Here is a 25,991-nt window from a genome sequence, read left to right as displayed (position 1 = left end):
TGACCCACGGGGTCGCTTCAGAACACATGGAGTCGCTCAGCGCCCAGAACATGTTACGCCACGCCACCACTTCGCCGAGATCCGCCTGCACGCCGCGGAACTCCGAAGTACCGGTGCACTCCAGCGATTTCTTCAGCAGGCCGGTAATAAAGTCGAGCTTCACCGCCAGACGCACGCACGCCTGTAATGGGTACATACGGGCAAAACCACCTTCCATCGTCCAGCGACGGCAGCGATCGAAATCGCGGTAGATCAGGACGTTCTCCCAGGGGATCAGTACGTTATCCATCACCAGAATCGCATCGTTCTCGTCAAAGCGGCTGGAGAGCGGATAGTCGTACGGAGAGCCAGTTGCACCCGCCACCATCTCGTAGGAGGCGCGAGAAATCAGCTTCACGCCCTCGGCATCCATCGGTGCGACGAACATCAGCGCGAAGTCCGGGTTTTCGCCCATCACCTGCGCGGAGCCGAAGCCAATCATGTTGTAATGGGTCAGCGCCGAGTTGGTCGCCACCACCTTCGCGCCGCTCACAATAATCCCGGCGTCGGTCTCTTTTTCCAGCTTGATGTAAACGTCTTTCACTTCATCAGCCGGTTTGTGGCGGTCGATGGGCGGGTTAACGATCGCGTGGTTGAAGTACAGACCGGTTTCCTGAATGCGCGAGTACCAGTGGCGGGCGTTCTGCTCAAACTGGCCGTAGAACGCCGGGTTCGCCCCCAACGCGCTGCCGAAGGCCGCTTTGTAGTCCGGAGTTCGCCCCATCCAACCGTAGGAGAGACGTGACCACTCGGCAATGGCGTCGCGCTGCTGACGCAGGTCGTCGGCGCTTTTCGCCACGCGGAAAAATTTATGGGTGTAGCCGCCGCTGCCGGTATCAGTGCTCCAGCACAGCTTGTCCTGCATTTCCGGCTTGTGCAGCGCATCGTACAGCTGGCCGACAGAGGCTGCCGCGTTGCGGAAGGCGGGATGGGTAGTGACATCCTTGACGCGCTCGCCGTAGATGTAGATCTCACGGCCATCCTGGAGGCTTTTCAGGTACTCTTCACCGGTTAACGGACGTTTGGTGTCTGCGCGGAAATCTTCAGGTTTCATTCGGGTACACTCCAGTATTCATCGGATTTGTTAAATTTATGTTTTGTTCTTGTTTTGTAATTGAAGCGTTTAAAACGCAGACGGTGAAGAGACTTTTGGGTCAACAGCTGGTACTTTTCGGGCGGGGGGCGGTTCTGTGATCTGGGTAGGGTTTGGCGCGTGTTTGCCCCTCACCCCGGCCCTCTCCCCAAAGGGCGAGGGAGAAAACCCGCACGGTCGGTCCCCTCTCCCCTATGGGGAGAGGGTTAGGGTGAGGGGGGAACCTACGACACCGGGACTTTCTGCGCGCGAAACGCGCTCGGCGAACACCCCACTAAGCGATTAAAAAAGCGCGCAAAATAGGCCGGGTCCTTAAAGCCAAGCTGCCAGGCAATCTCGCTCACCGCGCTGTCGGAAAACAGCAACAGACGCTTGGCCTCACGCAGCTGTCTGTCAAAAATCAGCCTTTTCGGCGGGCGATTAGCGAAGCGGCGGCAGATATCCGTTAGCCTGGATTCGGTCAGATGCAGCTCGCTGGCGTAGTCCGGCACCGTCCAGTGGCGGTGATAGTGGTTATCAATCATCTGGTTAAAGCGCTGGAACAGCTTCAGTTCGCCGCGCACACCGCTGGCCGCGTGGTCGTCGAGCGGCGCGTTGCGCAGCAGCAACGTGAACACCGCCTGCGCCAGCAACACCAGGGTATGCTCGCGCCCCGGCAGCTCAGAGGTCGACTCGCGCTGAATCAGCCGCCAGTAGTGCGCCAGCGCCGCCAGTTCGTCGGGTTTGTCCGCCAGCGACAGGCACATTCCCGGCAAGCCGAACGCCTCACGGGTGCCGGGGTATAGCACCTCCAGCAGCGGCCAGATTAACTCTTCCCGCACCGTCAACACGTGACCGTCGCTGTCCGACTCGGTGATAAAGGCGTGCGGGACCGACGGCGGCGTCAGCACAAACAGCGGTGCCTGCACCGAGTAGCGGTGATCGTCGAGCTGCAGCTCAATCTGCCCGGTATCGAGAAAGTGCATCTGGAAGAACTGATCGTGGCGATGCGCCTGCATATCGCGGCCAAAAAACTCCGCCATGCGGGCAAACGACTGATAGTGCACATCCCTGGTGCCCAGACTCTCTTCATACTCGGTACTGATGTCGATATTGGTAATCACACGCTGGCACATAACGTCGGCTCCTTACGGCGTGGCGCGTGGGCGGGAAGATTTCATCGGTATCACCCAGATAATGGCCGCTCCCAGCACCAGCAGCGCCGCGACAAACCATAATCCGCTGTTAAAGCTGCCGGTCACATCTTTCAGCCAGCCAATCATAAACGGACTCAGCGCCGACCCAATGTTGCCGGTAGCGTTGATCACCGCAATACCGATCGCCCTGGCGCGCAGGCTGATGGATTGATCCGGCGTGGTCCAGAAAATCGCCATCGCGCTAAACGATCCGGTCGAGGCCATCACGATCCCCAACAGTTGGATCAGGCTATGGTTGGTCGCCGAGGCCAGCAACCAACCGGCGGCGGCAAACAGGAACGGCAGCGCCGTGTGGTGCTTACGCTCCTGGTACTTGTCCGAATGGCGGCTCCAGTAGATCATGCCAAGAATGGTACAAATCTGCGGGATTGCCGCCAGCAGGCCGATGGTGATGTTGCTGCTGCCCTCGTTAAAGCTCTTGAGGATCTGCGGCGTCCAGATACTGATGGCGCTGAGCGTATTCGTCAGGCAAAAGTAGGCCAGCGTGTACATCAGGACGATCGGCGTAAACACTTCGCGCCACAGGCTGCGCTGCTGCATCGCGGTATGGCTAATCGCCCCTTCCGGCTGCACCAGCGTCAGGCGATCGTTATCCATCATTTCCTGTAAGCACTTTTTATCCTCGTCGGTCAGCCATTTGGCCTTCGCCGGGGAGTCGTCGAGCCAGTACCAGACCATCACTCCGAGCAGCACCGCCGGGAAACCTTCCAGCAGGAACAGCCACTGCCAGCCGTGCATATTCAGCAGACCGTCCATCGACAGAATATAGCCTGAGACAATCGAGCCCAGCGCGGTGGTTACCGGCATGGCAATCATAAACAGGGCGTTGGCGCGGGCGCGGAAAAACGCCGGGAACCAGTAGGTTAAGTACAGCAGAATCCCCGGCAGGAATCCGGCTTCGGTGATGCCCACCAGCATGCGCAGCACGTAGAGGCTTTTCGGCCCGACGGCGAACATGGTGGCGGTGGAGGCGATACCCCACAGCACCATAATGGTGGCAATCCAGCGCCGCGCGCCAACAATGCTCAGCATAATGTTGCTGGGAATGCCGAAAATCACGTAGGTGGCGTAGAACAGCGTGGTGGCGAGGCCGAACATGGTGGCGTTGAGGCCGAGATCCGCCCCCATCGTCAGCCCGGCAAAGCCGATATTGATACGATCTAAGAATGAGAAGATAAACAGCACGAACAAAAACAGAACCAGACGACGAAACAGTTTGTTGATAACCGATTGTTGGCCTGCCGTCAGCCGCTTGTGCTGGTCGGCCGGGTTGAGTTGCTCCGGAATTGCAGGTGATGTGTCGCTCATTGTCCTTTCCTCTGATGGGAATTTGCGTAGGGTGAAGCAGTGTTGTTGCCCGGCGCGCTTCGCTTGCCGGGCCGACATGTCGATGGGTCTCCCCGGCACGCGTTAATACACGCCGGACGACCCGAGCGAGGTTTTCTCCGCGCCAAAGCGTGCCGCCAACGCCTCCGCGCCGCGCGCCAGCAGGGTGGTATCGACGCCGACGGCGACAAACAGCGCCCCCAGCTCCAGATAACGTTTCGCCAGCTGTTCATTCGCCATCAGAATGCCCGGCGCTTTTCCCGCCGCACGAATCTGCACGATGGCCTGTTCAATCGCCGCCTGCACTTCCGGGTGCTGCGGATTGCCGGCAAAGCCCATATCGGCGCTGAGGTCCGCCGGGCCGATAAACACGCCGTCTACGCCGTCAACATCGAGGATCTGCGCCAAATTATTCAGCGCTTCACGAGTTTCAATCTGCACCAGCACGCACATGGCATCGTTGGCCTGGTGGAGATAATCCGGAATGCGGTTCCAGCGTGACGCCCGCGCCAGCGCGCTGCCCACGCCGCGAATACCCTGCGGCGGATAGCGGGTTGCAGACACGGCGGCTCGCGCTTCGTCGGCGTTTTGCACCATCGGCACCAGCAGCGTTTGCGTGCCAACGTCCAACAGTTGCTTAATCTGTACCGCGTCATTCCACGACGGCCGCACCACCGGCTGGCTTGGATAAGGCGCGATCGCCTGTAGTTGGGTCAGCACGGTCTGGACGTTGTTCGGCGCGTGTTCGCCATCAATCAGCAACCAGTCAAACCCAGCGCCCGCCAGCAGCTCGGCGCTGTAGCTGCTGGAGAGTCCGAGCCACAGGCCAATCTGCGGTTGGCCTGCTTTCAGCGCGTCTTTGAAGCTGTTCTTCATCATCGTCTTTTCCTTTTATACGAACCGGCAGGTAATCGCGCCCATGTTGCCGTAATCAACATGGAAGGTGTCGCCCTTACGCGCCGGAACCGGACGGGTGAACGATCCGCCGAGGATAATCTGCCCCGCTTCCAGCTGAACGTCATACGGCGCCAGCTTGTTCGCCAACCACGCCACGCCGTTCGCCGGGTGGTTAAGTACCCCTGCGGCAACGCCGGTCTCTTCAATCACGCCGTTGCGATACAGCAGCGCGGAGATCCAACGCAGATCCAGTTCATCAGGCTTAATCGGACGCCCGCCGAGGATCACGCCTGCGTTGGCGGCGTTGTCGGAGATGGTGTCGAATACCTTGCGCGGGCGCTGGGTTTCCGGGTCCACGTTGTGGCTACGAGCGTCAATCAACTCCAGCGCTGGGATCACGTAGTCGGTAGCGTTATAGACATCGAACAGCGTGCAGTTCGGTCCGCGCAGCGGTTTTGCCAGTACGAACGCCAGTTCCACCTCAATGCGCGGGACAATAAAGCGGTCGGTCGGAATCTCGCTGCCGTCGTGGAAGAACATGTCGTCGAGCAGCGCGCCGTAGTCCGGTTCATTAATCTGCGAGCTGGCCTGCATCGCTTTGGAGGTCAGGCCGATTTTGTGGCCTTTGAGCGTGCGCCCTTCGGCAATCTTCATCGCCACCCATTCACGCTGCACGGCGTAGGCGTCTTCGATGGTGATGTCCGGGTAATCCAGCGAGACGGCACGGATCTGCTCACGCTGTTTTTCAGCCTGATTCAGCCGCTGGGCGATCAGGGTACGGGTCTGTTTATCGAGCATAGTGATTCCTGTGGCTGTGTTTTCTCCCTCTCCCTGTGGGAGAGGGCCGGGGTGAGGGCATCAGGCCGCGGAGGTCCCCCCTCACCCTAACCCTCTCCCCAAAGGGGCGAGGGGACTGACCGAGTGCGTATTTTCTTCCGCCTCAAAAGAAGCGAAGGACTGGGCGGGCCGGTCTTATTTAAATAACGCGTGCACGTTGTTCTGTTTGTAATTCAGCGTCGGGTGCAGCTCGTCAATCTCAAACGACAGCGCCAGATAGCGGCTGTCCATCAGCGTGGCGAAGTGGGCTTTAATCAGCCCGAACAGCATTTCGCCCACCTCCTGACGGCTCTCCAGGCTGCGGCCTGCACCGATTTTCAACGTCATATGCACAAACGCGTAGTCATGCTTCCCGTCAGCCATCTGCCAGGTATCCAGCCAGTGGGCTCGGCTGCGGATGCCGCCGATGGGGAAAATTCCGGTGGCGGCCAGCGCCTCGTTCACCTTGCTGAACAGGCTCGGTAAATCTGCCTGCTCGCGGATGTTGGTAGTGCATTCAGCAATAAAGTGCGGCATGGTTCATCCTCACGCAGGCAGCGGGAATACGGCGTTCACCTGCCCGGTGCCGGAGCTGGCGAACAGATCGGTAATAAACTCCACCTTGCCGTCGTACTTATCCCAGCCCAGCATTCCCAGCAGCATCACGGTGTCGTGCATGTTGCCTTCGCCGTAGCAGTAGTCGGCGTACTCCGGCAGCATGGTGCAAAACTCCTTGAACTTGCCCTCGCGCCACAGCTTGACCACGCGTTCGTCCATCTGATGGTCAAACTCGCGGGTGTAGCTGTTCATCCCCTCTTCCGCACGCTGGTCGTCGATAAAACGGTGCGACAGCGAGCCGCTGGCGAACACCGCTACGGTGCCGTCGTACTTCTCGATGGCTTTCAGGATCGCCTCGCCCAGCCTGCGGCTGTCGGCAAAGTCATGCACGGTGCAAAACGCCGAGATGGAGACCACCTTGAAGTGCTTATCGGCGTTCATATAGCGCATCGGCACCAGCGTGCCGTATTCCAGCTTCAGGCTTGGAATGTTGTGCGCTTTGGCGCGCACGCCCAGCGCTACGGCTTCGTCGGCAATCAGCTGGCCCAGCTCGGGATTACCGTCATAGTCGTAGGTCATGTCGCGAATAAAGTGCGGCAGCTCGTTGCTGGTGTAGATGCCCTTAAAGCTTTCCGCGCAGTTAATGTGGTAGGCGCTGTTCACCAGCCAGTGAGTATCGAACACGATGATGGTGTCGACGCCCATTTCACGGCAGCGCTTGCCGATCTCTTTATGCCCATCGATGGCCGCCTGACGGCAGCCAAAGTTTTTCCCCGGAATTTCAGAGAGGTACATCGACGGCACGTGAGTAATTTTTGCTGCTAACGCGAGCTTGCCCATATCACACTCCCCACTTAGGAATCGGGTGATCGCCCATTGAGATGCAGACGTTCTTCATCTCCGCGAACACTTCAAAGCTGTACTCGCCGCCTTCGCGCCCGGTACCGGAGGCCTTCACACCGCCGAACGGCTGGCGCAGGTCACGCACGTTCTGGGTGTTGACGAACACCATCCCGGCCTCGATGCCGCGTGCCAGACGCAGCACTTTGCTGATGTCCTGGGTCCAGATATAGGAAGCCAGGCCGTACTCAATGTCGTTGGCCAGACGCAGCCCTTCCGCCTCGTCTTTGAACGGCAACAGGCAGGCTACCGGGCCAAAAATCTCTTCCTGAGCCACGCGCATCCGGTTGTCGACGTCCGCCAGCACCGTTGGGCGCAGGAAGTTGCCGCCACGCAGGTGTGCTGGCAGGTCGGTGGGTTTTTCCGGGCCGCCGGCCAGCAGGGTCGCACCCTCTTCAATACCAAGGCGGATATAGCCGGAGACCTTTTCCCAATGCTGCTGGCTAATCAGCGCGCCGACCTGAGTATTCGGGTCGTTCGGGTCGCCGACGCGCAGGCGGTTGGCGCGCTCGGCAAAGCGTTTGACGAATTCCGGGTAGATGCTCTGCTGGATAAAGATGCGCGAACCGGCGGTACAACGTTCGCCGTTGATCGAGAAGATGGTGAACAGCGCGGCGTCCAGCGCCCGTTCAATGTCGGCATCCTCAAAAATCAGCACCGGCGATTTGCCGCCCAACTCCATCGAGTATTTTTTCAACCCGGCGTTTTTCATGATGTTGCGCCCGGTGGCGGTGCCGCCGGTAAAAGAGACCGCGCGCACGTCGTGGTGGCGTACCAGCGCATCGCCCGCCGTCGCGCCATAGCCCTGCACCACGTTCAGCACCCCAGGTGGAATGCCCGCTTCCAGCGCCAGCTCGCCCAGACGGTCGGCGGTTAACGGCGACAGTTCGGACATTTTCAGCACCGCGGTGTTACCCAGCGCCAGGCACGGCGCGACCTTCCAGGTGGCGGTCATAAACGGCACGTTCCACGGCGACACCAGCGCGCAGACGCCCACCGGCTGCACCAGGGTGTAGTTGAGCATCTTGTCGTCGACCGGATAGGTTTTGCCGTTCATCTGCTGGCACACTTCGGCGAAAAACTCGAAGTTGTGCGACGCGCGGGGGATCAGCACGTTTTTGGTCTGATGAATCGGCAGGCCGGTGTCGGCGGTTTCCATCGCCGCGATTTCCGGCACGTTCTGGTCAATCAGGTCGCCCAGACGACGCATCAGGCGTGCGCGCTCTTTCATCGGCAGATTGGCCCACTTCGGGAAAGCCTCTTTCGCCGCGGCTACCGCCTGATTCACTTCCGCTTCGCCGCCGGAGGCGACTTCCGCCAGCACCTCGCCGGTCGCCGGGTTGGTGGTGTGGAAATAGTCATCGCTGGCGACGCTTTTGCCGTTGATCCAATGGTTAATTTTTTTCATTTTGCAGACTCCTCGCTGACAATCCGGTTCACCAGGCGACCGACGCCTTCCACTTCCACAATCACTTCATCTCCCGGCACCACGTCGGAGAGCCCTTTCGGCGTGCCGGTGGCAATCATGTCGCCCGGTTGCAACGTCATAAATTGGCTCAGGTAAGAGACCAGGAACGGTACGCTGAAAATCAGATCGGCGGTGGTGCCTTCCTGACGCAGCTCGCCGTTGACCCAAGTGCGCAGGGTTAAGTTATGCGGGTCGGGAATTGCCGCTTTCGGCACGATATTGGGGGAAACGGGCGTCAGCCCGTCGCGGCTTTTTACCCGCAGGTTCGGGCGATAGTAGTTTTCCAGGTAGTCACGAATGGCGTAGTCGTTACAGACCGTGTAGCCCTCGACGTAGTCCATCGCTTCAGCTTCACTGACCTTGCGCGCGGTTTTGCCAATCACCACCACCAGCTCCGATTCGTAGTGCATGTACTCGACGTTGTCCGGGCGCACCGAAGTCTGGTTATCGCCGGTAAGGGTGTTCGGCGCTTTGATAAACACCAGCGGTTCTTCCGGCGGCTTGAAGTCCAGTTCGCTGGCGTGGTCGGCGTAGTTCAGCCCCAGCGCAAACAGGGTGCCGTGGTCGTACGGACGTGGCTCCGGGCGAGCGTCCGCTTCGGCGACTACCGGGTTTTCCAGCGGCGGGAAACCTTCTGCCAGTACGCGGACCCGATCGCCGGGACGCAGCGCCACGCGGTTGTGCGGGGTGCCCAGCAGAATGGCATCGCCCGGATTCAGCGTGGCGAAATCGCTCAGGGCGCTCAGCAACTCGGCGGCATTGCGCGTGAGGTCAGCGGTGCTCCACTGGTCGGCGTGACGACCGTTGATTTCGGTAATGATGGTCAGGTTGTCGACGTTATCAACGCTCACCATTTCCCCCAGCGGGCAGAAGCCGTCACGGCATTTGGCTTTAATCGCCGGGCGATAGAAGCTCTCTTCCGGCAGGCTGACTTCGTTCGCCAGCGCGTATCCGGCGATATAGTCCACCGCGTCTTCAACGCTAACTTTACGCGCCGTTTTGCCCACCACCAGCGCCACCGTTGCCCCGCTGAATACCGCCTCTCCCTCCGGGTACGGGATCGGCTGACCGCCTTCGGTGACGGTATTGTGCGGTTTGATAAACCAGACGGCGGTTTTAGGCGGTGCCTTATAGGGGGCCTGCTCGAACGCGTCGCGCCAGGCATCAAGCTGGCTGCGATGGTTGAGCGCCACGGCGAAAACGGTACCTTTCATTTACAGCTCCTCAGAGACAGCATTTATTTCGTTAATATATTAATAATCTGTTTTATGCCTCCGCTGCTCATTTAGCAAACACAAGTAATTTTTTTGTGACTCGATTAACAATAATTTTACACAAACTAAAAATAGTAGTTCACAATCAATAGATTAATGAAGTTTCATTTCAGCAATGTCGGGTTTCATCAAAAATATGCTGTTGATAAAAGCAACATTGCTATATTGTTCATATATTAATGATGAGAAGTGGCAGGAGGCAGAATGCACGATTCTTTAACCATCGCCCTGATGCAGGCGCGGGAAGTGGCGATGACCTATTTTCGGCCTATCGTGAAGCAGCACAATCTGACGGAGCAGCAGTGGCGGATTGTTCGCGTGCTGGTCGACAACCCTTCAATGGACTTCCACGATCTGGCTGCCGCGACCTGTATTCTGCGCCCCAGCCTGACCGGGATTCTGACGCGCATGGAGCGCGATGGGCTGGTGTTACGCCTGAAGCCGGTCAACGATCAGCGCAAACTTTATGTCTCGCTCACCAAAGAGGGGTACGCGCTGTACGAGCGCGCGCAGGCGAAAGTGGAAGAAGCCTACCTGGAAATTGAACAGAAGTTCACGCCGGAGAAGATGAAACAGCTGACGGCGTTGCTACACGAGTTTATTACCCTCAACAAATAGCCCCTTATCTGCCTGTTTTCACAGCAATTCGGGCAGAATGAAACCGCCCTTAACGGTTCATTACGTCATTACTTACCCCGATACACTTAAGTGGTACGCCATCCTAATAATTTTGAATCAGATCACATAATTTTATGAAACACAGGTTTAATATTCAGAAAAAATGTGACACGGATTCACTAATTCTCATAAAAGGACCGCTGTGTGCCGCCGTATGGCTGGCGATTTATCTTCTCTCTGTATGACCGCAGTTGCGCCTGTTCACCCGCAGGCCGTCTCATATCCTAAGAAGTAAAGGAACGTTTTATGCGCACTACTGGTCATACGCGCTGGTTTATGGTGGCTCTTGTCACGCTTGGCACGATTTTATGCTATTTAACCCGCAATACTATTTCGGCCGCTGCGCCGACGCTTCAGAGCGATCTTCATGTCACTACCCAGCAATATTCCTGGATCGTGGCGACATTTTCCGCCTGCTACACCATTGCCCAGCCCATCGCGGGTTATGTGCTTGATACGCTGGGCACCAAAGTGGGTTATACCCTGTTTGGCGCACTGTGGGGCATCTTCTGCATCGGTGCCGCCTTCACCAACAGCTGGCAAGGCCTGGCGCTGTGTCGTGGCTTAGGGGGTTTTGCCGAGAGCGCGATGATCCCCGCCGGGCTGAAATCGGTCACCGAATGGTTCCCGGATCACGAACGTTCCGTCGCCGTGGGCTACTTCAACGTCGGTTCTTCGATGGGTGCCATCATTGCGCCGCCGATGGTGGCATGGGCCATTTATATTCACAGCTGGCGTCTGGCGTTCGTGATCGTCGGGATAGCCAGTATTGTGTGGGCGCTGGGATGGTACCTGGTCTATAACCGCCCGGGCCAGTACAAGAAACTGAGCAAAGAAGAGTACAACTACATCACCGAAGGCCAGCCAGAGAAAAAAACGGTCGATAAAGTACACATCGGCCAGCTGCTGAAGCAACGTAAATTCTGGGGCATCGCCCTGCCGCGCTTCCTGGCGGAACCGGCGTGGGGGACCTTCAACGCCTGGATCCCGCTGTTTATGGTGCACACCTACGGCTTCAACCTGAAAGATATCGCCATGTTTGCCTGGATCCCGATGCTGTTCGCCGATATGGGCTGCGTCATCGGCGGCTATCTGCCGGGGATCTTCCAGCGTGTCTTTGGCGTCAATATTGTGGTTTCACGTAAGCTGGTTGTCACCATGGGCGCAGCGCTGATGATCCTGCCGGGCATGGTCGGTCTGTTCAGCAGCCCGTTCGTGGCTATTGCGCTGCTGTGCGTCGGCGGTTTTGCCCACCAGTCGCTGTCCGGCGCGTTGATTACGCTCTCTTCCGACATGTTCGATCCGGGCGAAGTGGCCACCGCCAACGGTTTTACCGGCATGGCTGCATGGACCGCCAGCACCTTATTCGCCCTGGTGGTTGGCGCGCTGGCGGACACACTGGGCTTTAGCCCACTGTTTGCCGTGCTGGCAGTATTTGATGTGATTGGGGCGATTATTCTGTGGGCGCTGCTGCGTTCGCCAGAGCCTGAGCTGGAAGCGAACCCGGCCAGCTGAGCAAACCTCCCCTGCGGCGCTTCGCCAGGCCGGGCTAACGTTTATGTAGCCCGGCCTGCGCTAGCCGACTCCATGGGAGCCGCTACCCCATAATGGTCGCGACACCCATATGCGTGAAGGAAGATTTCACCGTCTGCCCGCTGACGCTTTTCACCACGGCATAGGCGCCGGTGGTGTCGTAATCCGTGTCGGTGATGCCAATTCCATTGTCGTCGTAGAATGCGCTTTGTGGCGCATTAATGGTAATTGGGTGCCCTACTTCGCTCGCGGTCACTGTGTGGATCGAAGAGGTCCACGTCTGGCTGCGTGGGTTATAGGATGGGCCGCCATCATCGCCGTATACCTGGAAGTGCAGCACAATCTGGTCCCCTTCCTTCATACCCGCATAAGGCGTTATCTGGAAATCAACGCCGCCGCTGGATTCATTGATATTGACGACATCATCCGATCCAATCCCCAGAGGAATCGGCCCATCAACTTGACCAATAGATTCAGCGATAAAGTTCGATGTGAAGCTCATCTGGTGCTCGCCGACTTTCGCCTGCACCTGGACATCTTCCGCCGCTGTATCCGCGAAGCTGATATACGCATTCCCCTTCGCGTCCGTCACCGTTGTTGAATGTTTAATCTCTGCCTTAGAGGACGGCGATACCAGAGACCAACTCACTGTTTCACCTGCTGCTGGTTCGTGCTGACCATTTTCAACCGAAACCTGCACGATATTCTGGTGAACGCCATCGGCAATGACGCCATTTTTCACTGCGGACATCTCTACGTTAGTAATAATCTGCGAGCCCTGAATAAACGTCACGCTGCCTGAATCGCTGATATCATCCATTTTCGCCGTTACGGTCACTTTCTCCGGAACGGTATCCGTTAAGGCAAAAAGCGCCACGCCGCTATCATTGGTGATGGTTTCCGTTTTATTGCCCTTTGCCGTATCCGAGCTATCGGACCAGGCCACGGTCTTATGGCTCATCGGCTTACCGTTTTCATCGGTGACGACGGCTTTCAGTATTCCGCGATCCTGGCCATCAGCGCTTGCCGCCCCCCTCACCGTGCTGACCACGATGTGCCTGGTCTTATCACCACCACTTCCCTCAACAAACGTGGCTTTCGAGGTCTTCGTCTGCTGCTCTACGGTCGCGGTCACGTCCACTGTTTCTGCGACAGCGTCGGTTAAGCCCACGGTAGCAAGACCGTAGCTGTCCGTCGTGCTGGACGCTCGTGCCAGCTTCGCAGAACCGCTAACAGACCAGTTAACGGTGACGTTGGCCATCGGCGTACCGTCAGAATCGGTGACCCGCGCCACGGCGAAATCTTTGGTCGTACCGTCAGAATCCACCCCATTACGCACAATTTGTATCGCTAAATCCGTGGTAGGCGCGTCTGGCGTCGGTTTTTCCTGCTTGCGGTAGTCCAGCACGATTTCATTATTACGCTCGACAAGATCGTAACGGCTGCCTGCGAGGCTTCGACGATACGCCACCTGATCGCCCGACAATTGTGATGACAAAGATTGTCCCAGCACATAGTGGAAAGCCAGGGAGAACTGGGTGTCATCCACCGAATCCTGACCGCGTTTATAGTCTATGCCTGCGGTCACCAGCGGAATCGGCGTATAGTTCAGACCCACCGTGACCGCAGAAGGATCTTTTTGCAGGTGGTCGGTATCAAATAGCGCAACATTATCGCCATAATACTGTTCGTACATGACCTTTGCGCCCAATTGCGGATAAGTCGGTAAATAGCCTTCAGCACGAATATCAAAACCATTTGCAGGCTTTTCATCGTAATCATCAAAATCACGTGAACTGTGCCAATCGGTAATACCGACATAGCCGTTTGCCGATAGTTTTAAATCATCGGTCCAGGCTTCGCCACCAAATCCGGCGCGACGGTTACCACCGGTAAAATCATCATCAATAAAGCTGTTAATACCAAACATCCAGTTCGATGCATTAAATGTTCTGACGCCAAAACCAAGGTTTCCAGTAAAACGATCGTCCGGTGCGCGCATCCCCAATTGAGTGAAGATCACCGTTTTTTTGTTATCGTAAAACGGCAGCAGAAAATCAAAGGAGCTATCGTCCCAGTTGCCGTTGTTATCCACATTTAACTGCACGCGGGCAGTACCGAACTGCGAGAGCCAACCTTCCACGGAGGAAGATGCATAGCTTGATGCGACGGACGCCGCTGCTCCTGCCGCCCCATTTGATTCGGTTGATGCCAGTGTGGAAGCTGTCCTGCTCAGCGTATCACTATAAGGATTAACGTCAGCATTCTCCGTCGCAGGTGCGTTAGCCATCGATTGTAGAGGGATCAACAGCAGCATCGGAGACAATACGCGCGGGACCTGTTTCAATTGAGCTAAAGAATAAGACACGCCATAACGACACAATAAAGATAATTTATTCATTTTATACAATGTGAATTTTCAGAAATGACAAAAATAGAGTATCAAGAGATACTCCGCGTTTTATTTAATTATTTCCATTTATTTGAAATGCAATGCGTTAACAGAAAGAAATATTGTAGTTACAAACCAGGATATAATAGTTGTTATCGAATAATATTATTTGGCGCAAGGCTTATTTGGTTGGTATTTTATCCAATTAAGAATAAATTGGCTCGATGTTTAGGTATCCGATTTTGGACACCCTGTGTAAATATAAAAAAATGTGGCAGAACAGTCGGTAAGGTATAGCAAAAAAAGAAAGGGATGCTTAAGGCGGTAATTGGGAGGATTATTATGTGGGCGCTGCTGCGTTCGCCAGAGCCTGAGCTGGAAGCGTACCCGGTTAGCTGAATGAACCACCCCGGCGGCGCTTCGCCTGACTGAACCGGGATGGTTCGAAAGCCTACCTATCAAGCAGCTTTCGATGCACTTTCACCACCGCTTTCTTTATCCCGGCGGGCGTCTCTCCCTGAATACCCGGTTTATGCGGCTCGCCGGGGAAAAACACAGCAAACATCCCTGCCTGCAACGTAACCGACTGCTGCCCCGCAATCTCATCACACAGTTGGTAATCGTCTTCGTGGTGCCATTCATCACACTGACGGGCACTGTCAGCAAGCCCGAACTCGATGCGCTCTTCTCCCGCAAGCAGGATCTGCACATCAATATATTCCGCGTGCAGCTCAGCCCGTTTAGCGTGCGCAGGTTGCGTCATAAACTGCATCACGTTCATAAAAATATCTTCCCCCTGCAAAGCGTGACGGCCCGGCTCACAGCGTTGCGGGTCCGCCTTCAGGGCCAGGGTCAGCGCCGCGAGCAGCGGTGAAGGTAACCCGGCACGCTCAGGGCAACGAATATCGCCAAAAATCATATGATGTCCTCTTCTGCCAGCATTGCCGCGCCAAGTAACCCCGCGTCATGCTGATGATGGGCGGCGACAAGATGCGTGTGATAGGCCGCCGGTTCTCGCGCCAGATACCCGGCGACCAGGGATAAATAACCGTCCGCCAGACCGACGCTGCCGCCAAGAACCACGCATTCGCAGTCATAGCCGGCTTTCAGATCGGCAATCAGTCGCGCCACGGTTTGGGCCGAGCGCTCAATCAGGCACGTCGCCTGCGGATGCCCCTGCTGGTGCAGCACATAGATTTCCTTTGCGGTCATGCCGTGGAGAGCGTCAACCGCCTGCGCGCTAATCCCGCGTCCAGAGGCAATCGCTTCCACACAACCGCGACGCCCGCAGCCACAAAGCGGCCCGTGCGGGTCGGCCAGCGTATGTCCGATATGCCCCGCCATCCCCTGACGACCGGTAAGCAGCTTGCCATGACTGATGATGCCGCCGCCGACGCCCGTCGACACCGTGATAAACGCCATATCGCGAACCTCGGCCGGCAGCGCGCGATATTCCGCCCACGCCGCTGCCTGCGCATCATTCACCGCCAGACAGGGCAGCCCGGTCAGCTGAGCGAGGGTATCTACCAGCGGAAACTGCGCCAGGCCGCCAAGGTTATCCGGGTTGAGCGCCGTGAGGATGCCGTGACGGATGATGCCGGTTGAGGCTACCGCCACGCGCTGCGCCTGCCCGGCAAATGGCGCAATCAGCGAGCGCAGCGCCTCACGTAGCGCCTCCGGCGTGCGGCTGGCGGGCGTCGGTAAAATCTGGCGGTCGATAATCTGCTGTCGGGGATCGATAAGTGCCGCAGCGAGCTTGGTGCCGCCGATATCAATCGCCAGCGTGCTCATACCGCTTCCTCCACGATCGCGTCACGATACCACTGACAAATATGCTCAAGGCGCGTAATCGCCGAGCCGACGGTGACCGACCAGGCGCCGTGCCGCATGGCCTGTGCGGCCAGCGCCGGTGAGTTATAGCGGCCTTCGGCAATCACGCGGTAGCCTTTAGCGCTTAACGCCGACACCAGCGCCAGATCGGGCTCCTGCGGCACCACATCGGTGGTATAGCCGGAAAGCGTCGTGCCGATAATATCCGCGCCGAGGCGGTGACAGTCAGCGGCGTCCTGCTGCGAGGAACAGTCGGCCATCGCCAGGCGCTGATGATGATGAATCCGGGCAATAATTTCCGCGACCGCCGTCGGACGCACGCGGTCAGTGCCGTCAAAAGCAATGATATCGGCACCGGCCTGTGCCAGCGCGTCTACATCGTCAAGGTAAGGGGTAATACGTACCGGGGAATCCGACAAATCACGTTTCACGATGCCGATAATCGGAACGCTAATCAGCGGGCGCGTCGCTTTCAGGTTTTCAATTCCTTCGATGCGGACCGCCACGGCCCCCGCCTGTACCGCCGCCAGCGCCATCGCCGCCACGATATCCGGTTTATCTAACGGGCTGCCGGGGACCGGCTGGCAAGAAACGATAAGCCCACCCTGCTGTTGAATGCTTGTATCCAGATTCTCTAACAACGACATAAGTACATCCTTAACTTCAATTTGCGCCCGGCGCGTCCGGGCGCCTGTAATTAATGCTTACCGCAAACGGGAACCGATTTGTCTGTCTGACGGGTCAGCGCGCCGCTAAACGGCTTACCGTCGATAGCATCATGCGTACGCAGTGCTTCCGGACGAATCCAGCGCTGCACGCGAGACGGCATATCCAGACCAATCAGTAAAATCACCACGAACGTTAAACCAAAGGAGAGCGAACCCAACGCAGAGCCAAGGCTGAGATGCTGCGCCACCAGCGCGCCAATCACCGGCGCCGCCGCCCCGCCCAGCGCCCCGACGTTGTAGGTAAAGCCGAGGCCTGCCGCACGCTGGTCGGTATCGAAATAGCCGCCGATCAGCTTCGGCAGAATGCCGGCAATGCCCTGGCCTAGCATCTGCTGGAAGAACAGCAGGATACCCAGGCCCCAGATACTGGAACCGCCGATGGCGAATACCGGGATAATCAGAATCTGCGAGGCTAACAGGCTGTAAACGTAGGCTTTACGCGTTCCCAGCCAGTCGCCGAGGAAGCCGCCGACAATGCAGCCCACCGCTGCGCCAAAGCCGCTAAAGAACAGCACCTGCGCCACGGTCGCCGGGTTGTATCCCAGCTCGCTTTTGAGGTAGGTCGGCAGCAGCGCCTGAATCGGCCAGGAGTAGAGGAAAGCAAACAGCACTACGACCATCAGCATCACGCCGGTTGGCCAGCGTTTGCCGCTGCTTTGCACCATGAAGCTGACAAAAATCACCGTACACACCAGCGCCAGCAGCAGTACGATCGCCGGGTTATGCAGATTGCCCGCAAAACAGAACCATAGCGCGGCGATAGCGGCGCAGCTCATCGCGATATTCAGCAGCCGCAGCTTGCCGCGATAAAGAATGTCGACCATCGTACGGACCGGTTTTTTATTCGCCTGACGCTCTTTCCAGTCTTCGGTTTCAGGAATATTTTTCCGCAGCCACAGCGCAAAAATAATCGGCAGAATGCCAATGAAAAACAGCGCGCGCCAGCCCCACAGAGGAACGATCAGACTGTAAACCTGCGCCGCCACCACCGCGCCGACGGAAAAACCGGAAATCAGGAAGCCGCTGGCCTTGTTGCGGAGATGTTTTGGCCAGCTTTCAATCACATAGGTTGCGCTGGAGCCGTACTCCCCCGCCATCCCCATACCGATAACCATACGGGCGATAAACATCGAGGTGTAACCCGGCGCCAGGCCGCAGGCCAGCGTACCGACCGAGAAAAGAATAATACTGGTGACCATCGACAGACGACGACCGTAGCGATCGCCCATCGCCCCCAGCAGCAACCCGCCTAACCAGCGCGAAATAAACGCCGCGGAAATAATACTCGCCGCCTGTACGGTGGTGAGCTGGAACTCGCTCTGTACTTCCGTTAATACCAGGGCAATTAAGACAAAATCAAAACCATCAAGCAAATAGCCAAGCCATGCGGCTGAGAAAGCCCGCCACTGGGATTTATTAAGGTGTTTGTACCATGGAATGGCTTTTGTTATTCCACTCATGTTGCTCTCCTGTGATGAGCAAATTGCAATACCTACGTGCCTAAAGAGTGAGTGCGACACACTCAAATGAAGTAAAACTCCATTTAATAATTTTACAGGAAGCAAAACACCACAAGTGCATAGACTGAAATGTGTGAACACCATCATAGAGGTCAGCATGACGGAGGATAAAAAATCGATCTGCGTCACAACATGCCGTCGTCATCGGTACAGGTGTGCGCAAAATGGCGGCTATTACACGGTTTTTACACCGATTTTCTTGCCTGACCGCAGGCGCTGCCCCATCATTACCCACTCAGTCAGCGTGAAGAGCAGGAAGCAATGGAGAGTCCGAACTCACCGGTTAAGGCCGGAAAAATACTTGATACTCTGGGGGCGATGCAGAGTAGCCTGACCCGCGTCGGGCAGCGTATTGCCAACTACATCATGACGTCACCCCATAAGGTGACGCAGCTTTCCATTGCCGATCTTTCACAGGAGATCAATGCTGGCGAAGCGTCGGTGATCCGTTTCTGCCGCCTGCTGGGCTATAAGGGCTTTCAGAATTTCAAAATGGAGCTGGCCATTGAGCTGGCGATGGTCGACAGCGATGACAGCAGCACGCTGCTGGACGCTGAAGTGGTGGAAAACGATGACGCCCACACGATTGGTCTTAAGCTGCAAGGCGCGATTGCCAACGTGCTGTCCGAAACGCTGAATCTGCTGGATATGCGCCAGGTCGAACAGGTTGTCGATGCGCTGCACGCCTGCAATAGCGCCTATATTTTTGGCGTGGGCGCGTCTGGCGTCACCGCCGAAGATATGAAGCATAAGCTGATGCGTATCGGTATGCGCGTGGATGCGCTCACCAACAATCACTTTATGTACATGCAGGCTTCCCTGCTCAAACCGGGCGATGTCGCCGTCGGCATCAGCCATTCAGGCCACTCCCCGGAAACCACCCATGCGCTGCACCTTGCCAAAGAAGCGGGCGCGACCACCGTCGCGCTGACCCATAACCTGGGCTCACCGCTGAGCAAAGTCGCTGATTTTACGCTGATTAATGGTAATCGACAGGGGCGCCTGCAGGGTGACTCCATCGGAACCAAGACCGCGCAGCTGTTCGTGCTGGATCTCATCTACACCCTGCTGGTGCAGAAAGATCCGGAGCAGGCGAAGGCCAATAAACTGCGCACCATGGACGCCTTAACGGTTCCTCGTCAGGCCTAATTTAGTGCGGCCGATCACACTCTGATACTCTCGTTTTTCTCTATGGGTATCATTTGTCCGCAAAGTGGAGTTATGCTTCATTTTAACTTTTAGTTAAGAAGAAAAACACCGATTGAGGTTTACATGGAAAAGCTAACAGGTCTTATCGCTGCGCCGCACACCCCTTTCGACAGCCACGGTGAAGTAAACTATCCGGTCATTGATCAGATTGCCGAGCATCTTATTGGCCAGGGCGTGAAGGGCGTGTACGTTCTTGGCACCACCGGCGAGGGCATCCACTGCTCCGTTGCTGAACGTAAAAAGGTCGCCGAGCGCTGGGTCGCGGCCAGCCACGGTAAGCTCAGCATTACGCTCCATACTGGCGCGCTGAGCATCGCCGACTCGCTGGATCTAAGCCGTCACGCGGAGACGTTAGATATTTTCGCCACCTCGGTGATTGGCCCCTGCTTCTTTAAACCGTCCAGCGTCGACGACCTGGTGGAATATTGCCGGCTTAACGCCGCCGCCGCGCCATCGAAGGGGTTCTACTACTATCACTCGGGAATGTCCGGGCTAAGCCTCGATATGGAACAGTTCCTGATTGCCGCTGCGGATAAAATTCCGAACCTGTCCGGTATGAAGTTTAACTCCAGCGACATGTACGAGTTCCAGCGTTGCCTGCGCGTTAACAACGGCCAGTTCGATATTCCCTTCGGCGTGGACGAATTTTTACCGGCGGGGCTCGCCTGCGGAGCGATTGGCGCAGTAGGCAGTACCTATAACTATGCCGCACCGCTCTATCTTCGCCTGATCGATAGCTTCAATCAGGGCAACCACCAGGACGTGGCGGCCTGCATGGACAAAGTGATCGCCATCATTCGCGTGCTGGTGCAGTACGGCGGCGTGGCGGCCGGGAAGCTGGCCATGCAGCTGCACGGTATCGACGTGGGCGACCCGCGCCGTCCGCTCCGCCCGATGACGGCGGAACAAAAGCAGGACGCGCTGGCGAAATTCCGTGCGGCTGAGTTTATTTAACGGTTACGGTCACCGCCTGTACGGAGGCCGTGCGCGCTGAACCCTCACCCCGGCCCTCTCCCTGAAAGGGAGAGGGAGAAAACCCTGCATTAAGCCCACCAACTCTACCGTACAGTCCCTCTCCCCTTTCAGGAGAGGGCAAAACCCTGCATTAAACCCACCAACCGCACCGTACAGTCCCTCTCCCCTTTCAGGAGAGGGCAAAACCCTGCATTAAACCCACCAACCGCACCGTACAGTCCCCTCGCCGCTTTGGGGAGAGGGTTAGGGTGAGGGGGGCCCCCCATCCCAACACCTGAAACCGATTTCATTACTGTACAAATACAAGACAGATCACACTTCTTTACATCTCACTTTGCATCCGACTAAGTGTTTCTATAAAAGAAACACTAACAACAATCATATGACGCCTCTTACCTTTTAAACCTTAAAATGATGAGAACACCTCTATGTCAGAACAACCGATAACAAGATCTGCCGCCCGCTCGACCGGTCGGGTACGCTTCTTTGTGCTAGGCCTGGTGTTTATTAATATTATTATCAACTACATGGACCGAACGAACCTCTCGGTCGCGGCCACGCAGATGTCCGGCGAGCTGCAGTTTACCCCGCTCCAGATGGGGCTTATCTTCTCCGCATTCGGCTGGATCTACGCCGCATTGCAGATCCCCGGCGGCTTTCTGATCGACCGTCTCGGTTCTCGCCTGGTCTACGGCGTGGGGCTGTTTATCTGGTCGTTGATTACCGCGCTGCACGCCGTCGCCAACAGCTTTGGCGCGCTGGTTGGCCTGCGTCTGGGCGTCGGGGCGTTTGAAGCGCCGGTGATGCCGTCAAACAACCGCGTGATCTCCAGCTGGTTCCCGGAGCAGGAACGCGCTACGGCGATCGGTATTTACTCTTCCGCCCAGTTTGTCGGCATGGCGCTGATGACCCCGGTGCTGTTTCATATTCAGGATCTCTTCGGCTGGCGCGGGCTGTTTCTGATCACCGGCGTGGTGGGGATGATTTGGGGCGTGTTGTGGTACTGCGTCTACCGCGATCCGCTGGATCACAAAACCGTATCGAAAGCCGAACTGGATCACCTGCGCGACGGCGGCGCGGTCATGGAAAGCCGCGAGAACGCCGCTAAGCGTCCGTTCAGCTGGCAGGATCTGGGGCTGATGTTTAAAAGCCGTAAGCTGATTGGCATCTACTTCGGCCAGTTCACCATCTCGGCCACCTTCTGGTTCTTCCTGACCTGGTTCCCGACCTATCTGGTGCAGTATCGCCATATGGACTTTATTAAGTCCGGCTACGTCGCCTCTGTTCCTTACCTCGCGGCGTTTGTCGGCGTGCTGCTGGCAGGGTTTGTATCAGACCGTCTGATTCGTCGTGGCGTCTCCGCCAGCTTTGCCCGTAAAGCACCGGTCATTCTGGGGATGGCGTTGACGCTGTTTATCCTTGGCGCCAACTACACCGATGACCCCACGCTGATCATCCTGTTTATGTCCATCGCCTTCTTCGGCAACGGTCTGGCGACAATTACCTGGGTGTTTGTGACAGCCCTCGCGCCGCGTCATCTGATTGGTCTGGCGGGCGGCGTCTTCAACTTTACCGGCGCGCTCTCTTCGATCGTCGTGCCAATCGCTATCGGCGCGCTGATCGACGGGCATAACTTCGCCCCAGCGCTCGGTTTTATCGCCGTACTGGCCTGTCTGGGGATCTGCTCTTATCTGTTCGTGGTCGGCAAGATTGACCTCGACAGCGACAAGGCTACGCCGTCAGTCGGTCGCAAAGCGTGATGAGTTCGGCCAGCCGCGCGGCGGTCTGTTCCGGGATGGGATCATACATCCCGGCAAAAGCCAGCGCCGCCTTGTGTGAACCGAACTGAATCGGCCTGGCGAGAGAGACTTCGCCGTCGTCGTGCGGCCAGACCACATGGCCCAGCTGACGCTGCTGCTGAAGGTACGGCGCAATGCGCGCCATCTCTTCCGCGCTAAAGCGTTGGGCCAGCATCTCGTCGTCTTCGGCGGCGAGCAGCGCAATACCGATGACCGACTCACAGGCCGGCATCATGTGAAAACCCGCCAGCGCCTGGCTGATATGGCTGCCGGGGCGGGAGTGGAAGATGTAGATAACCTGGTCCTCCCACAGGACGCCCATCGCCACCACGATATCTTTCGGGGCGTAGGTTTCCAGCAGCGGGAGGGCTTTTGAAAACAGCGTTGAACCGCGGATCGCCTGTGCGGCCAGCGCGTGAATACCGGGCCCAGGCAGATAGCGACGCTGCTCGTCCTGGGTGGTCAAGCCGATGGCCGCCATGGTCATCAGCAGACGGTTCACGCGGGTGGGGTTAATGCCCATCAGCCGCGCCAGCTCGCGACAACCGATAGCCCGATCGCTGGACACCAGATACTGCAGGCAGCGAATACCGTCGATAAGGCTTTGATTAGGTTGAGACGACATAGCGGGATCCCGTTTTTTTAAAGACTATTATTTTATCGCCAGAAAGGCAGGAATTACAATTTATGCAAATTTTCCAGCAAACCCATGAACGTGATTTTCCCCACCAGACCCTACGCACCGATCTGCTGGTCGCCGGCGGCGGCCTGGCCGGGCTATGCGCCGCGCTCGCTGCCGCCCGCGACGGTTTGCAGGTCGTACTGGTGCAGGACCGACCGGTGCTTGGGGGCAACGCCTCCAGCGAAGTGCGCCTGTGGGCCAACGGCGCAACGTCGCACATGGGTAACAATAACCGCTGGTCGCGCGAAGGCGGCATTATGGGCGAAATTCTCGAAGAGAACCTGTGGCGCAATAAAGAAGGCAACCCGATGATGTTCGACCTGCTGCTGCTGGATTTAGCGCAGCGGGAAAAGAACCTCACCCTATTGCTGAACACCGCCATTTACGCCGTTGAGCGCGAAGGCCAGCGCATTACCGAAGCCACCGGCTTTAACGCCGTCAATGAGACCTTCTATCACATTCAGGCCGCACAGTTCTGCGACGCCACCGGCGACGGCGTGCTGGGCCATCTGGCGGGCGCAGAGTACCGCGTCGGCGCGGAAGACGCTGAAGAACTGGGCGAAAAAATGGCCCCCGGCGATAACTTCGGCCACAAGCTCGGCCACTCTATCTATTTCTACACCCGCAAAAGCAGCGGGCCGGTGAAGTTCGTGCCGCCCTCTTTTGCCTTGCAGGACATTGAAGCTATTCCGCGCTACAAGCGTCTGACCTCGACGCTGAACGGCTGCGATTTATGGTGGCTGGAATGGGGCGGACGTCTTGATACCATCCACGACAGCGAGCAGATCAAATGGGAGCTGTGGAAAATTGTCTGGGGCGTGTGGGACTACATTAAAAACTCCGGCGAATTCCCGGAAGCCGAAAACCTGACCATCGAGTGGGTCGGTTCAATTCCCGGCAAACGCGAGAGCCGCCGCTTTATCGGCGACCATCTGCTGTGCCAGCAGGACATCATCGAGCAGCGTGACCACTACGACGCGGTGGGCTACGGCGGCTGGTCTATCGACCTGCACCCGGCGGACGGCGTCTATAGCAAACATGACGGCTGCCGCCAGTTCCACAGCAAAGGCACCTACACCATTCCGTATCGCAGCCTCTACAGCCGCTCGCTGGATAACCTGTTCCTGACCGGCCGCCTGATTTCCGCCTCTCACGTCGCCTTCGGCAGCGCCCGTGTGATGTGTACCTGCGGTCTGCTGGGTGAAGTGGTGGGCCGCGCGGCCGCGCTCTGTCAGCAGCATCAGCTCAGCGCGCCGCAGCTGGCGGAAGCCAAACACATCGACAAACTCCAGCAGCATCTCCAGCAAACCGGTTGTTACATTCCGCGTCAGCATCTGCGCGACCCGGCGCGCGGCGCGCGAGTGAGCGCCAGCAGCGAACTGGCGCTGACCGCCCTCCCCGCCAGCGGCCGCTGGATGGCGCTGGAAGAACGCATGGCGCTGCTGCTGCCGGTCAAAGCCGGTGAAGCGCTGCCGGCTCTGCGCTTTACCCTGCGCGCCGCCAGCGCACAGCCGGTGAACATCAGCCTGTTGAGCAGCCAGAAGGCCGCCAACTATTGTGCTGACACCTTGCTCGACGAACGGACGTTAACGGTGCAGGAAGCCGGGGAATACCTCGTTGAGTTTGGCTGGCAGAGCGACGTTGACCGCTATCTGTTTATCGCCTTCGAGCGCAACAGCGAGGTGGAGATGGCGCTAAGCGACGTGGCGCTGCCGGGTATCATGACGGTATTCAACAGCCAGAACGCCCGCGTGGCCAAGCACCCGCGTCAGGTGGTGGACGGGGATTACGGCGTCGAGGCGTTTGATTTCTGGGTGCCGCGCCGCCGCCCACACCAGATCATGCCCGTGATCCAGTTCGCCACGCCGCTGCGCTGCTACAACGTGCAAAACCTGCTGAACGGCCGTCTGCGCCCGGAACAACAGATTAATGGCTGGGCACCCGCGCTGGACGACGCCGCGCCGCGCCTGACCTGGCAGTGGGACACGCCGCAGACCGTGCAGTCGCTGACGCTGATGCTGGACAATGACTTTGATAACGCGATGGAAACCGTACAGATGGGCCACGCAGAGGCGGTCACGCCGCATTGCACCACCCACTATCGGCTGTGGGCCGACGATACGCTGATTGCCGAAGTGAGCGACAACCGTCACTCGGTTTGCCAGCACACGCTGGAAGCACCGCGCACAGTGTCAAAAATCACCCTTGAGCTGGTGAAATCGGCGGGGGGCGTGCCCGCGGTTTATTCGCTGAACGTGAAATAACGGCGCATTCTAAACCGTCAAAAATAGCCTTAACGGCCCCTCGCTCTTTTCAGTGCGAGGGGTTTTAATCTTTAAATCGTATATATTAAGCACAACGCATTAGCCATCATAAATATTAACGACCGGCTTTAACAATTTTATTTTTCGCCCATAACACCTGTTTTGGCATAAAACATAAGAGAACGTAAACTTTTTAAAATAGCCCCGTTAAAACTTTCGTAGCGTATATAATTTCATGACTTAATACTTAAAATAATTATAAGGTATTACCATGAAAAACTTATACTTACTGAACAACCACGTTTATTTCAACCCTGTTTCCGGCATGCTTTCGCCGTCCCCTTGTTTCTCCAGCAAAGTCGCGCTGAGCAAACCCGCCAGCCACTGTCTAAAATTGCTGATTAGTAAGCAGGGTGAAATATGTTGTTATCCTTATCTAAGCCATCAAATCTGGGGAGACCGTGGAAAATGGATGAGTAATAATACTATCCATCAATATATTTATCAGCTACGTAACCGTCTGAAAAAAGTCGGCATTGAACAAGAAGCAATTATTACCGTCCCACGCAGAGGGTTTCAGCTTTGTCCAAACTTTGCTGTTTTGCCCGTAGATTCCCCCCATCATAAAGCGGGGATTGCGCTCATTACGCAACCCGATGAAAAGGGGATAGATAGCACGACGCTTTCATCCTGGATCCTATACACGCTGATTATCATGAACGTGTTGTTAACCCTCATTCTGGGGGCCATGATATTCAGCTAGTGAAGGCGTCAACAGAAACAGGCTGAAAGCGATTGTCATGAGAAAAGCTCA

General features: G+C 57.0%; 22 protein-coding genes. 7 read left to right on the top strand and 15 right to left on the bottom strand.

What is annotated here, in order from left to right; genetic code table 11:
- From ACW14G_RS11325 to hpaG, 9 genes are all read right to left on the bottom strand, one after another.
- Nucleotides 1-1,093 (bottom strand): 4-hydroxyphenylacetate 3-hydroxylase N-terminal domain-containing protein (locus tag ACW14G_RS11325; RefSeq protein ID WP_455648597.1); only part of this gene is annotated, 1,093 nt, incomplete at its 3' end.
- Nucleotides 1,094-1,356: 263 nt separating this feature from the next.
- The gene (gene hpaA / locus ACW14G_RS11320; protein WP_249022258.1) at nt 1,357-2,247 is read right to left on the bottom strand and encodes a 4-hydroxyphenylacetate catabolism regulatory protein HpaA; all 891 of its coding nucleotides are present in this window, start codon (nt 2,245-2,247) and stop codon (nt 1,357-1,359) included.
- A gap of 12 nt (nt 2,248-2,259) precedes the next feature.
- Nucleotides 2,260-3,636 (bottom strand): 4-hydroxyphenylacetate permease, encoded by a 1,377-nt coding sequence (gene hpaX / locus ACW14G_RS11315; protein WP_167576591.1) that lies wholly within the window; start codon nt 3,634-3,636, stop codon nt 2,260-2,262.
- A gap of 102 nt (nt 3,637-3,738) precedes the next feature.
- A complete protein-coding gene (gene hpaI, locus ACW14G_RS11310) occupies nt 3,739-4,530 on the bottom strand; it encodes a 4-hydroxy-2-oxoheptanedioate aldolase (RefSeq protein ID WP_163447312.1) in 792 nt (263 codons plus the stop codon).
- A 15-nt stretch (nt 4,531-4,545) separates the two neighbouring features.
- Entirely contained in the window at nt 4,546-5,349 is an 804-nt protein-coding gene (gene hpaH / locus ACW14G_RS11305; protein ID WP_163447201.1) for a 2-oxo-hept-4-ene-1,7-dioate hydratase, read from the bottom strand.
- 174 nt (nt 5,350-5,523) lie between these two features.
- Nucleotides 5,524-5,904: a 5-carboxymethyl-2-hydroxymuconate Delta-isomerase gene (locus tag ACW14G_RS11300; protein ID WP_249022259.1), complete on the bottom strand. Its 381-nt coding sequence runs from the start codon at nt 5,902-5,904 to the stop codon at nt 5,524-5,526.
- A gap of 9 nt (nt 5,905-5,913) precedes the next feature.
- Nucleotides 5,914-6,765 carry a 3,4-dihydroxyphenylacetate 2,3-dioxygenase gene (gene hpaD, locus ACW14G_RS11295; protein ID WP_167576595.1) on the bottom strand — a complete coding sequence of 284 codons (852 nt, stop codon included), beginning with the start codon at nt 6,763-6,765 and terminating at the stop codon, nt 5,914-5,916.
- Nucleotide 6,766: 1 nt separating this feature from the next.
- Nucleotides 6,767-8,233, bottom strand: coding sequence for a 5-carboxymethyl-2-hydroxymuconate semialdehyde dehydrogenase (gene hpaE / locus ACW14G_RS11290; RefSeq protein ID WP_163447195.1), 1,467 nt, complete (start codon nt 8,231-8,233; stop codon nt 6,767-6,769).
- Nucleotides 8,230-9,507: a 4-hydroxyphenylacetate degradation bifunctional isomerase/decarboxylase gene (gene hpaG / locus ACW14G_RS11285; RefSeq protein WP_249022260.1), complete on the bottom strand. Its 1,278-nt coding sequence runs from the start codon at nt 9,505-9,507 to the stop codon at nt 8,230-8,232. The genes hpaE and hpaG overlap by 4 nt, the downstream gene beginning before the upstream one ends.
- 264 nt (nt 9,508-9,771) lie before the next feature.
- Here hpaG and hpaR point away from each other — a divergent pair, with 264 nt between their 5' ends.
- Together hpaR and ACW14G_RS11275 are read left to right on the top strand one after the other, a co-directional pair.
- Complete coding sequence (gene hpaR, locus ACW14G_RS11280; RefSeq protein WP_064547751.1) at nt 9,772-10,185, top strand: homoprotocatechuate degradation operon regulator HpaR; 414 nt, start codon at nt 9,772-9,774, stop codon at nt 10,183-10,185.
- 306 nt (nt 10,186-10,491) lie between these two features.
- On the top strand, nt 10,492-11,760 hold the full coding sequence (locus ACW14G_RS11275) for an MFS transporter (RefSeq protein WP_163447191.1): 1,269 nt from the start codon (nt 10,492-10,494) through the stop codon (nt 11,758-11,760).
- 82 nt (nt 11,761-11,842) lie between these two features.
- Here ACW14G_RS11275 and ACW14G_RS11270 read toward each other — a convergent pair whose 3' ends face one another.
- From ACW14G_RS11270 to ACW14G_RS11250, 5 genes are all read right to left on the bottom strand, one after another.
- A complete protein-coding gene (locus ACW14G_RS11270) occupies nt 11,843-14,068 on the bottom strand; it encodes an inverse autotransporter beta domain-containing protein (RefSeq protein ID WP_419058229.1) in 2,226 nt (741 codons plus the stop codon).
- A gap of 553 nt (nt 14,069-14,621) precedes the next feature.
- On the bottom strand, nt 14,622-15,089 hold the full coding sequence (gene nanQ, locus ACW14G_RS11265) for an N-acetylneuraminate anomerase (RefSeq protein WP_249022262.1): 468 nt from the start codon (nt 15,087-15,089) through the stop codon (nt 14,622-14,624).
- Nucleotides 15,086-15,961: an N-acetylmannosamine kinase gene (nanK, locus tag ACW14G_RS11260; RefSeq protein ID WP_249022263.1), complete on the bottom strand. Its 876-nt coding sequence runs from the start codon at nt 15,959-15,961 to the stop codon at nt 15,086-15,088. Before nanK ends, nanQ begins: the two co-directional genes overlap by 4 nt.
- Complete coding sequence (locus ACW14G_RS11255) at nt 15,958-16,647, bottom strand: N-acetylmannosamine-6-phosphate 2-epimerase (RefSeq protein ID WP_163447184.1); 690 nt, start codon at nt 16,645-16,647, stop codon at nt 15,958-15,960. Before ACW14G_RS11255 ends, nanK begins: the two co-directional genes overlap by 4 nt.
- Before the next feature lie 50 nt (nt 16,648-16,697).
- Entirely contained in the window at nt 16,698-18,188 is a 1,491-nt protein-coding gene (locus ACW14G_RS11250) for an MFS transporter (protein WP_167576609.1), read from the bottom strand.
- A gap of 321 nt (nt 18,189-18,509) precedes the next feature.
- Between ACW14G_RS11250 and ACW14G_RS11245 the strand changes: the two genes are divergently transcribed.
- From ACW14G_RS11245 to ACW14G_RS11235, 3 genes are all read left to right on the top strand, one after another.
- Nucleotides 18,510-19,397 carry a MurR/RpiR family transcriptional regulator gene (locus ACW14G_RS11245; protein WP_163447182.1) on the top strand — a complete coding sequence of 296 codons (888 nt, stop codon included), beginning with the start codon at nt 18,510-18,512 and terminating at the stop codon, nt 19,395-19,397.
- 123 nt (nt 19,398-19,520) lie between these two features.
- Nucleotides 19,521-20,411, top strand: coding sequence for a dihydrodipicolinate synthase family protein (locus ACW14G_RS11240; RefSeq protein ID WP_249022264.1), 891 nt, complete (start codon nt 19,521-19,523; stop codon nt 20,409-20,411).
- Nucleotides 20,412-20,860: 449 nt separating this feature from the next.
- Entirely contained in the window at nt 20,861-22,192 is a 1,332-nt protein-coding gene (locus ACW14G_RS11235; RefSeq protein WP_167576613.1) for an MFS transporter, read from the top strand.
- Here the strand turns inward: ACW14G_RS11235 and ACW14G_RS11230 are convergent.
- The gene (locus tag ACW14G_RS11230; RefSeq protein WP_223803986.1) at nt 22,164-22,856 is read right to left on the bottom strand and encodes an IclR family transcriptional regulator; all 693 of its coding nucleotides are present in this window, start codon (nt 22,854-22,856) and stop codon (nt 22,164-22,166) included. The genes ACW14G_RS11235 and ACW14G_RS11230 overlap by 29 nt on opposite strands.
- A gap of 62 nt (nt 22,857-22,918) precedes the next feature.
- Here ACW14G_RS11230 and ACW14G_RS11225 point away from each other — a divergent pair, with 62 nt between their 5' ends.
- Complete coding sequence (locus ACW14G_RS11225; protein WP_419057208.1) at nt 22,919-25,177, top strand: FAD-dependent oxidoreductase; 2,259 nt, start codon at nt 22,919-22,921, stop codon at nt 25,175-25,177.
- A 271-nt stretch (nt 25,178-25,448) separates the two neighbouring features.
- Nucleotides 25,449-25,940, top strand: coding sequence for a winged helix-turn-helix domain-containing protein (locus ACW14G_RS11220; protein ID WP_271458574.1), 492 nt, complete (start codon nt 25,449-25,451; stop codon nt 25,938-25,940).
- Nucleotides 25,941-25,991: the final 51 nt, after the last annotated feature.

Source organism: Kluyvera sp. (genome assembly GCF_965301105.1).
The sequence above is the reverse complement of the archived record's forward strand: the minus strand, read 5'-3'. Positions and strand labels throughout refer to the sequence as shown.

Bases quoted from the DNA above. Each gene is read 5' to 3' on its own strand.
- hpaA (WP_249022258.1), bottom strand. From the start codon at position 2,247: ATGTGCCAGCGTGTGATTACCAATATCGACATCAGTACCGAGTATGAA.
- hpaX (WP_167576591.1), bottom strand. From the start codon at position 3,636: ATGAGCGACACATCACCTGCAATTCCGGAGCAACTCAACCCGGCCGAC.
- hpaI (WP_163447312.1), bottom strand. From the start codon at position 4,530: ATGAAGAACAGCTTCAAAGACGCGCTGAAAGCAGGCCAACCGCAGATT.
- hpaH (WP_163447201.1), bottom strand. From the start codon at position 5,349: ATGCTCGATAAACAGACCCGTACCCTGATCGCCCAGCGGCTGAATCAG.
- ACW14G_RS11300 (WP_249022259.1), bottom strand. From the start codon at position 5,904: ATGCCGCACTTTATTGCTGAATGCACTACCAACATCCGCGAGCAGGCA.
- hpaD (WP_167576595.1), bottom strand. From the start codon at position 6,765: ATGGGCAAGCTCGCGTTAGCAGCAAAAATTACTCACGTGCCGTCGATG.
- hpaE (WP_163447195.1), bottom strand. From the start codon at position 8,233: ATGAAAAAAATTAACCATTGGATCAACGGCAAAAGCGTCGCCAGCGAT.
- hpaG (WP_249022260.1), bottom strand. From the start codon at position 9,507: ATGAAAGGTACCGTTTTCGCCGTGGCGCTCAACCATCGCAGCCAGCTT.
- hpaR (WP_064547751.1), top strand. From the start codon at position 9,772: ATGCACGATTCTTTAACCATCGCCCTGATGCAGGCGCGGGAAGTGGCG.
- ACW14G_RS11275 (WP_163447191.1), top strand. From the start codon at position 10,492: ATGCGCACTACTGGTCATACGCGCTGGTTTATGGTGGCTCTTGTCACG.
- ACW14G_RS11270 (WP_419058229.1), bottom strand. From the start codon at position 14,068: ATGGCTAACGCACCTGCGACGGAGAATGCTGACGTTAATCCTTATAGT.
- nanQ (WP_249022262.1), bottom strand. From the start codon at position 15,089: ATGATTTTTGGCGATATTCGTTGCCCTGAGCGTGCCGGGTTACCTTCA.
- nanK (WP_249022263.1), bottom strand. From the start codon at position 15,961: ATGAGCACGCTGGCGATTGATATCGGCGGCACCAAGCTCGCTGCGGCA.
- ACW14G_RS11255 (WP_163447184.1), bottom strand. From the start codon at position 16,647: ATGTCGTTGTTAGAGAATCTGGATACAAGCATTCAACAGCAGGGTGGG.
- ACW14G_RS11250 (WP_167576609.1), bottom strand. From the start codon at position 18,188: ATGAGTGGAATAACAAAAGCCATTCCATGGTACAAACACCTTAATAAA.
- ACW14G_RS11245 (WP_163447182.1), top strand. From the start codon at position 18,510: ATGGAGAGTCCGAACTCACCGGTTAAGGCCGGAAAAATACTTGATACT.
- ACW14G_RS11240 (WP_249022264.1), top strand. From the start codon at position 19,521: ATGGAAAAGCTAACAGGTCTTATCGCTGCGCCGCACACCCCTTTCGAC.
- ACW14G_RS11235 (WP_167576613.1), top strand. From the start codon at position 20,861: ATGTCAGAACAACCGATAACAAGATCTGCCGCCCGCTCGACCGGTCGG.
- ACW14G_RS11230 (WP_223803986.1), bottom strand. From the start codon at position 22,856: ATGTCGTCTCAACCTAATCAAAGCCTTATCGACGGTATTCGCTGCCTG.
- ACW14G_RS11225 (WP_419057208.1), top strand. From the start codon at position 22,919: ATGCAAATTTTCCAGCAAACCCATGAACGTGATTTTCCCCACCAGACC.
- ACW14G_RS11220 (WP_271458574.1), top strand. From the start codon at position 25,449: ATGAAAAACTTATACTTACTGAACAACCACGTTTATTTCAACCCTGTT.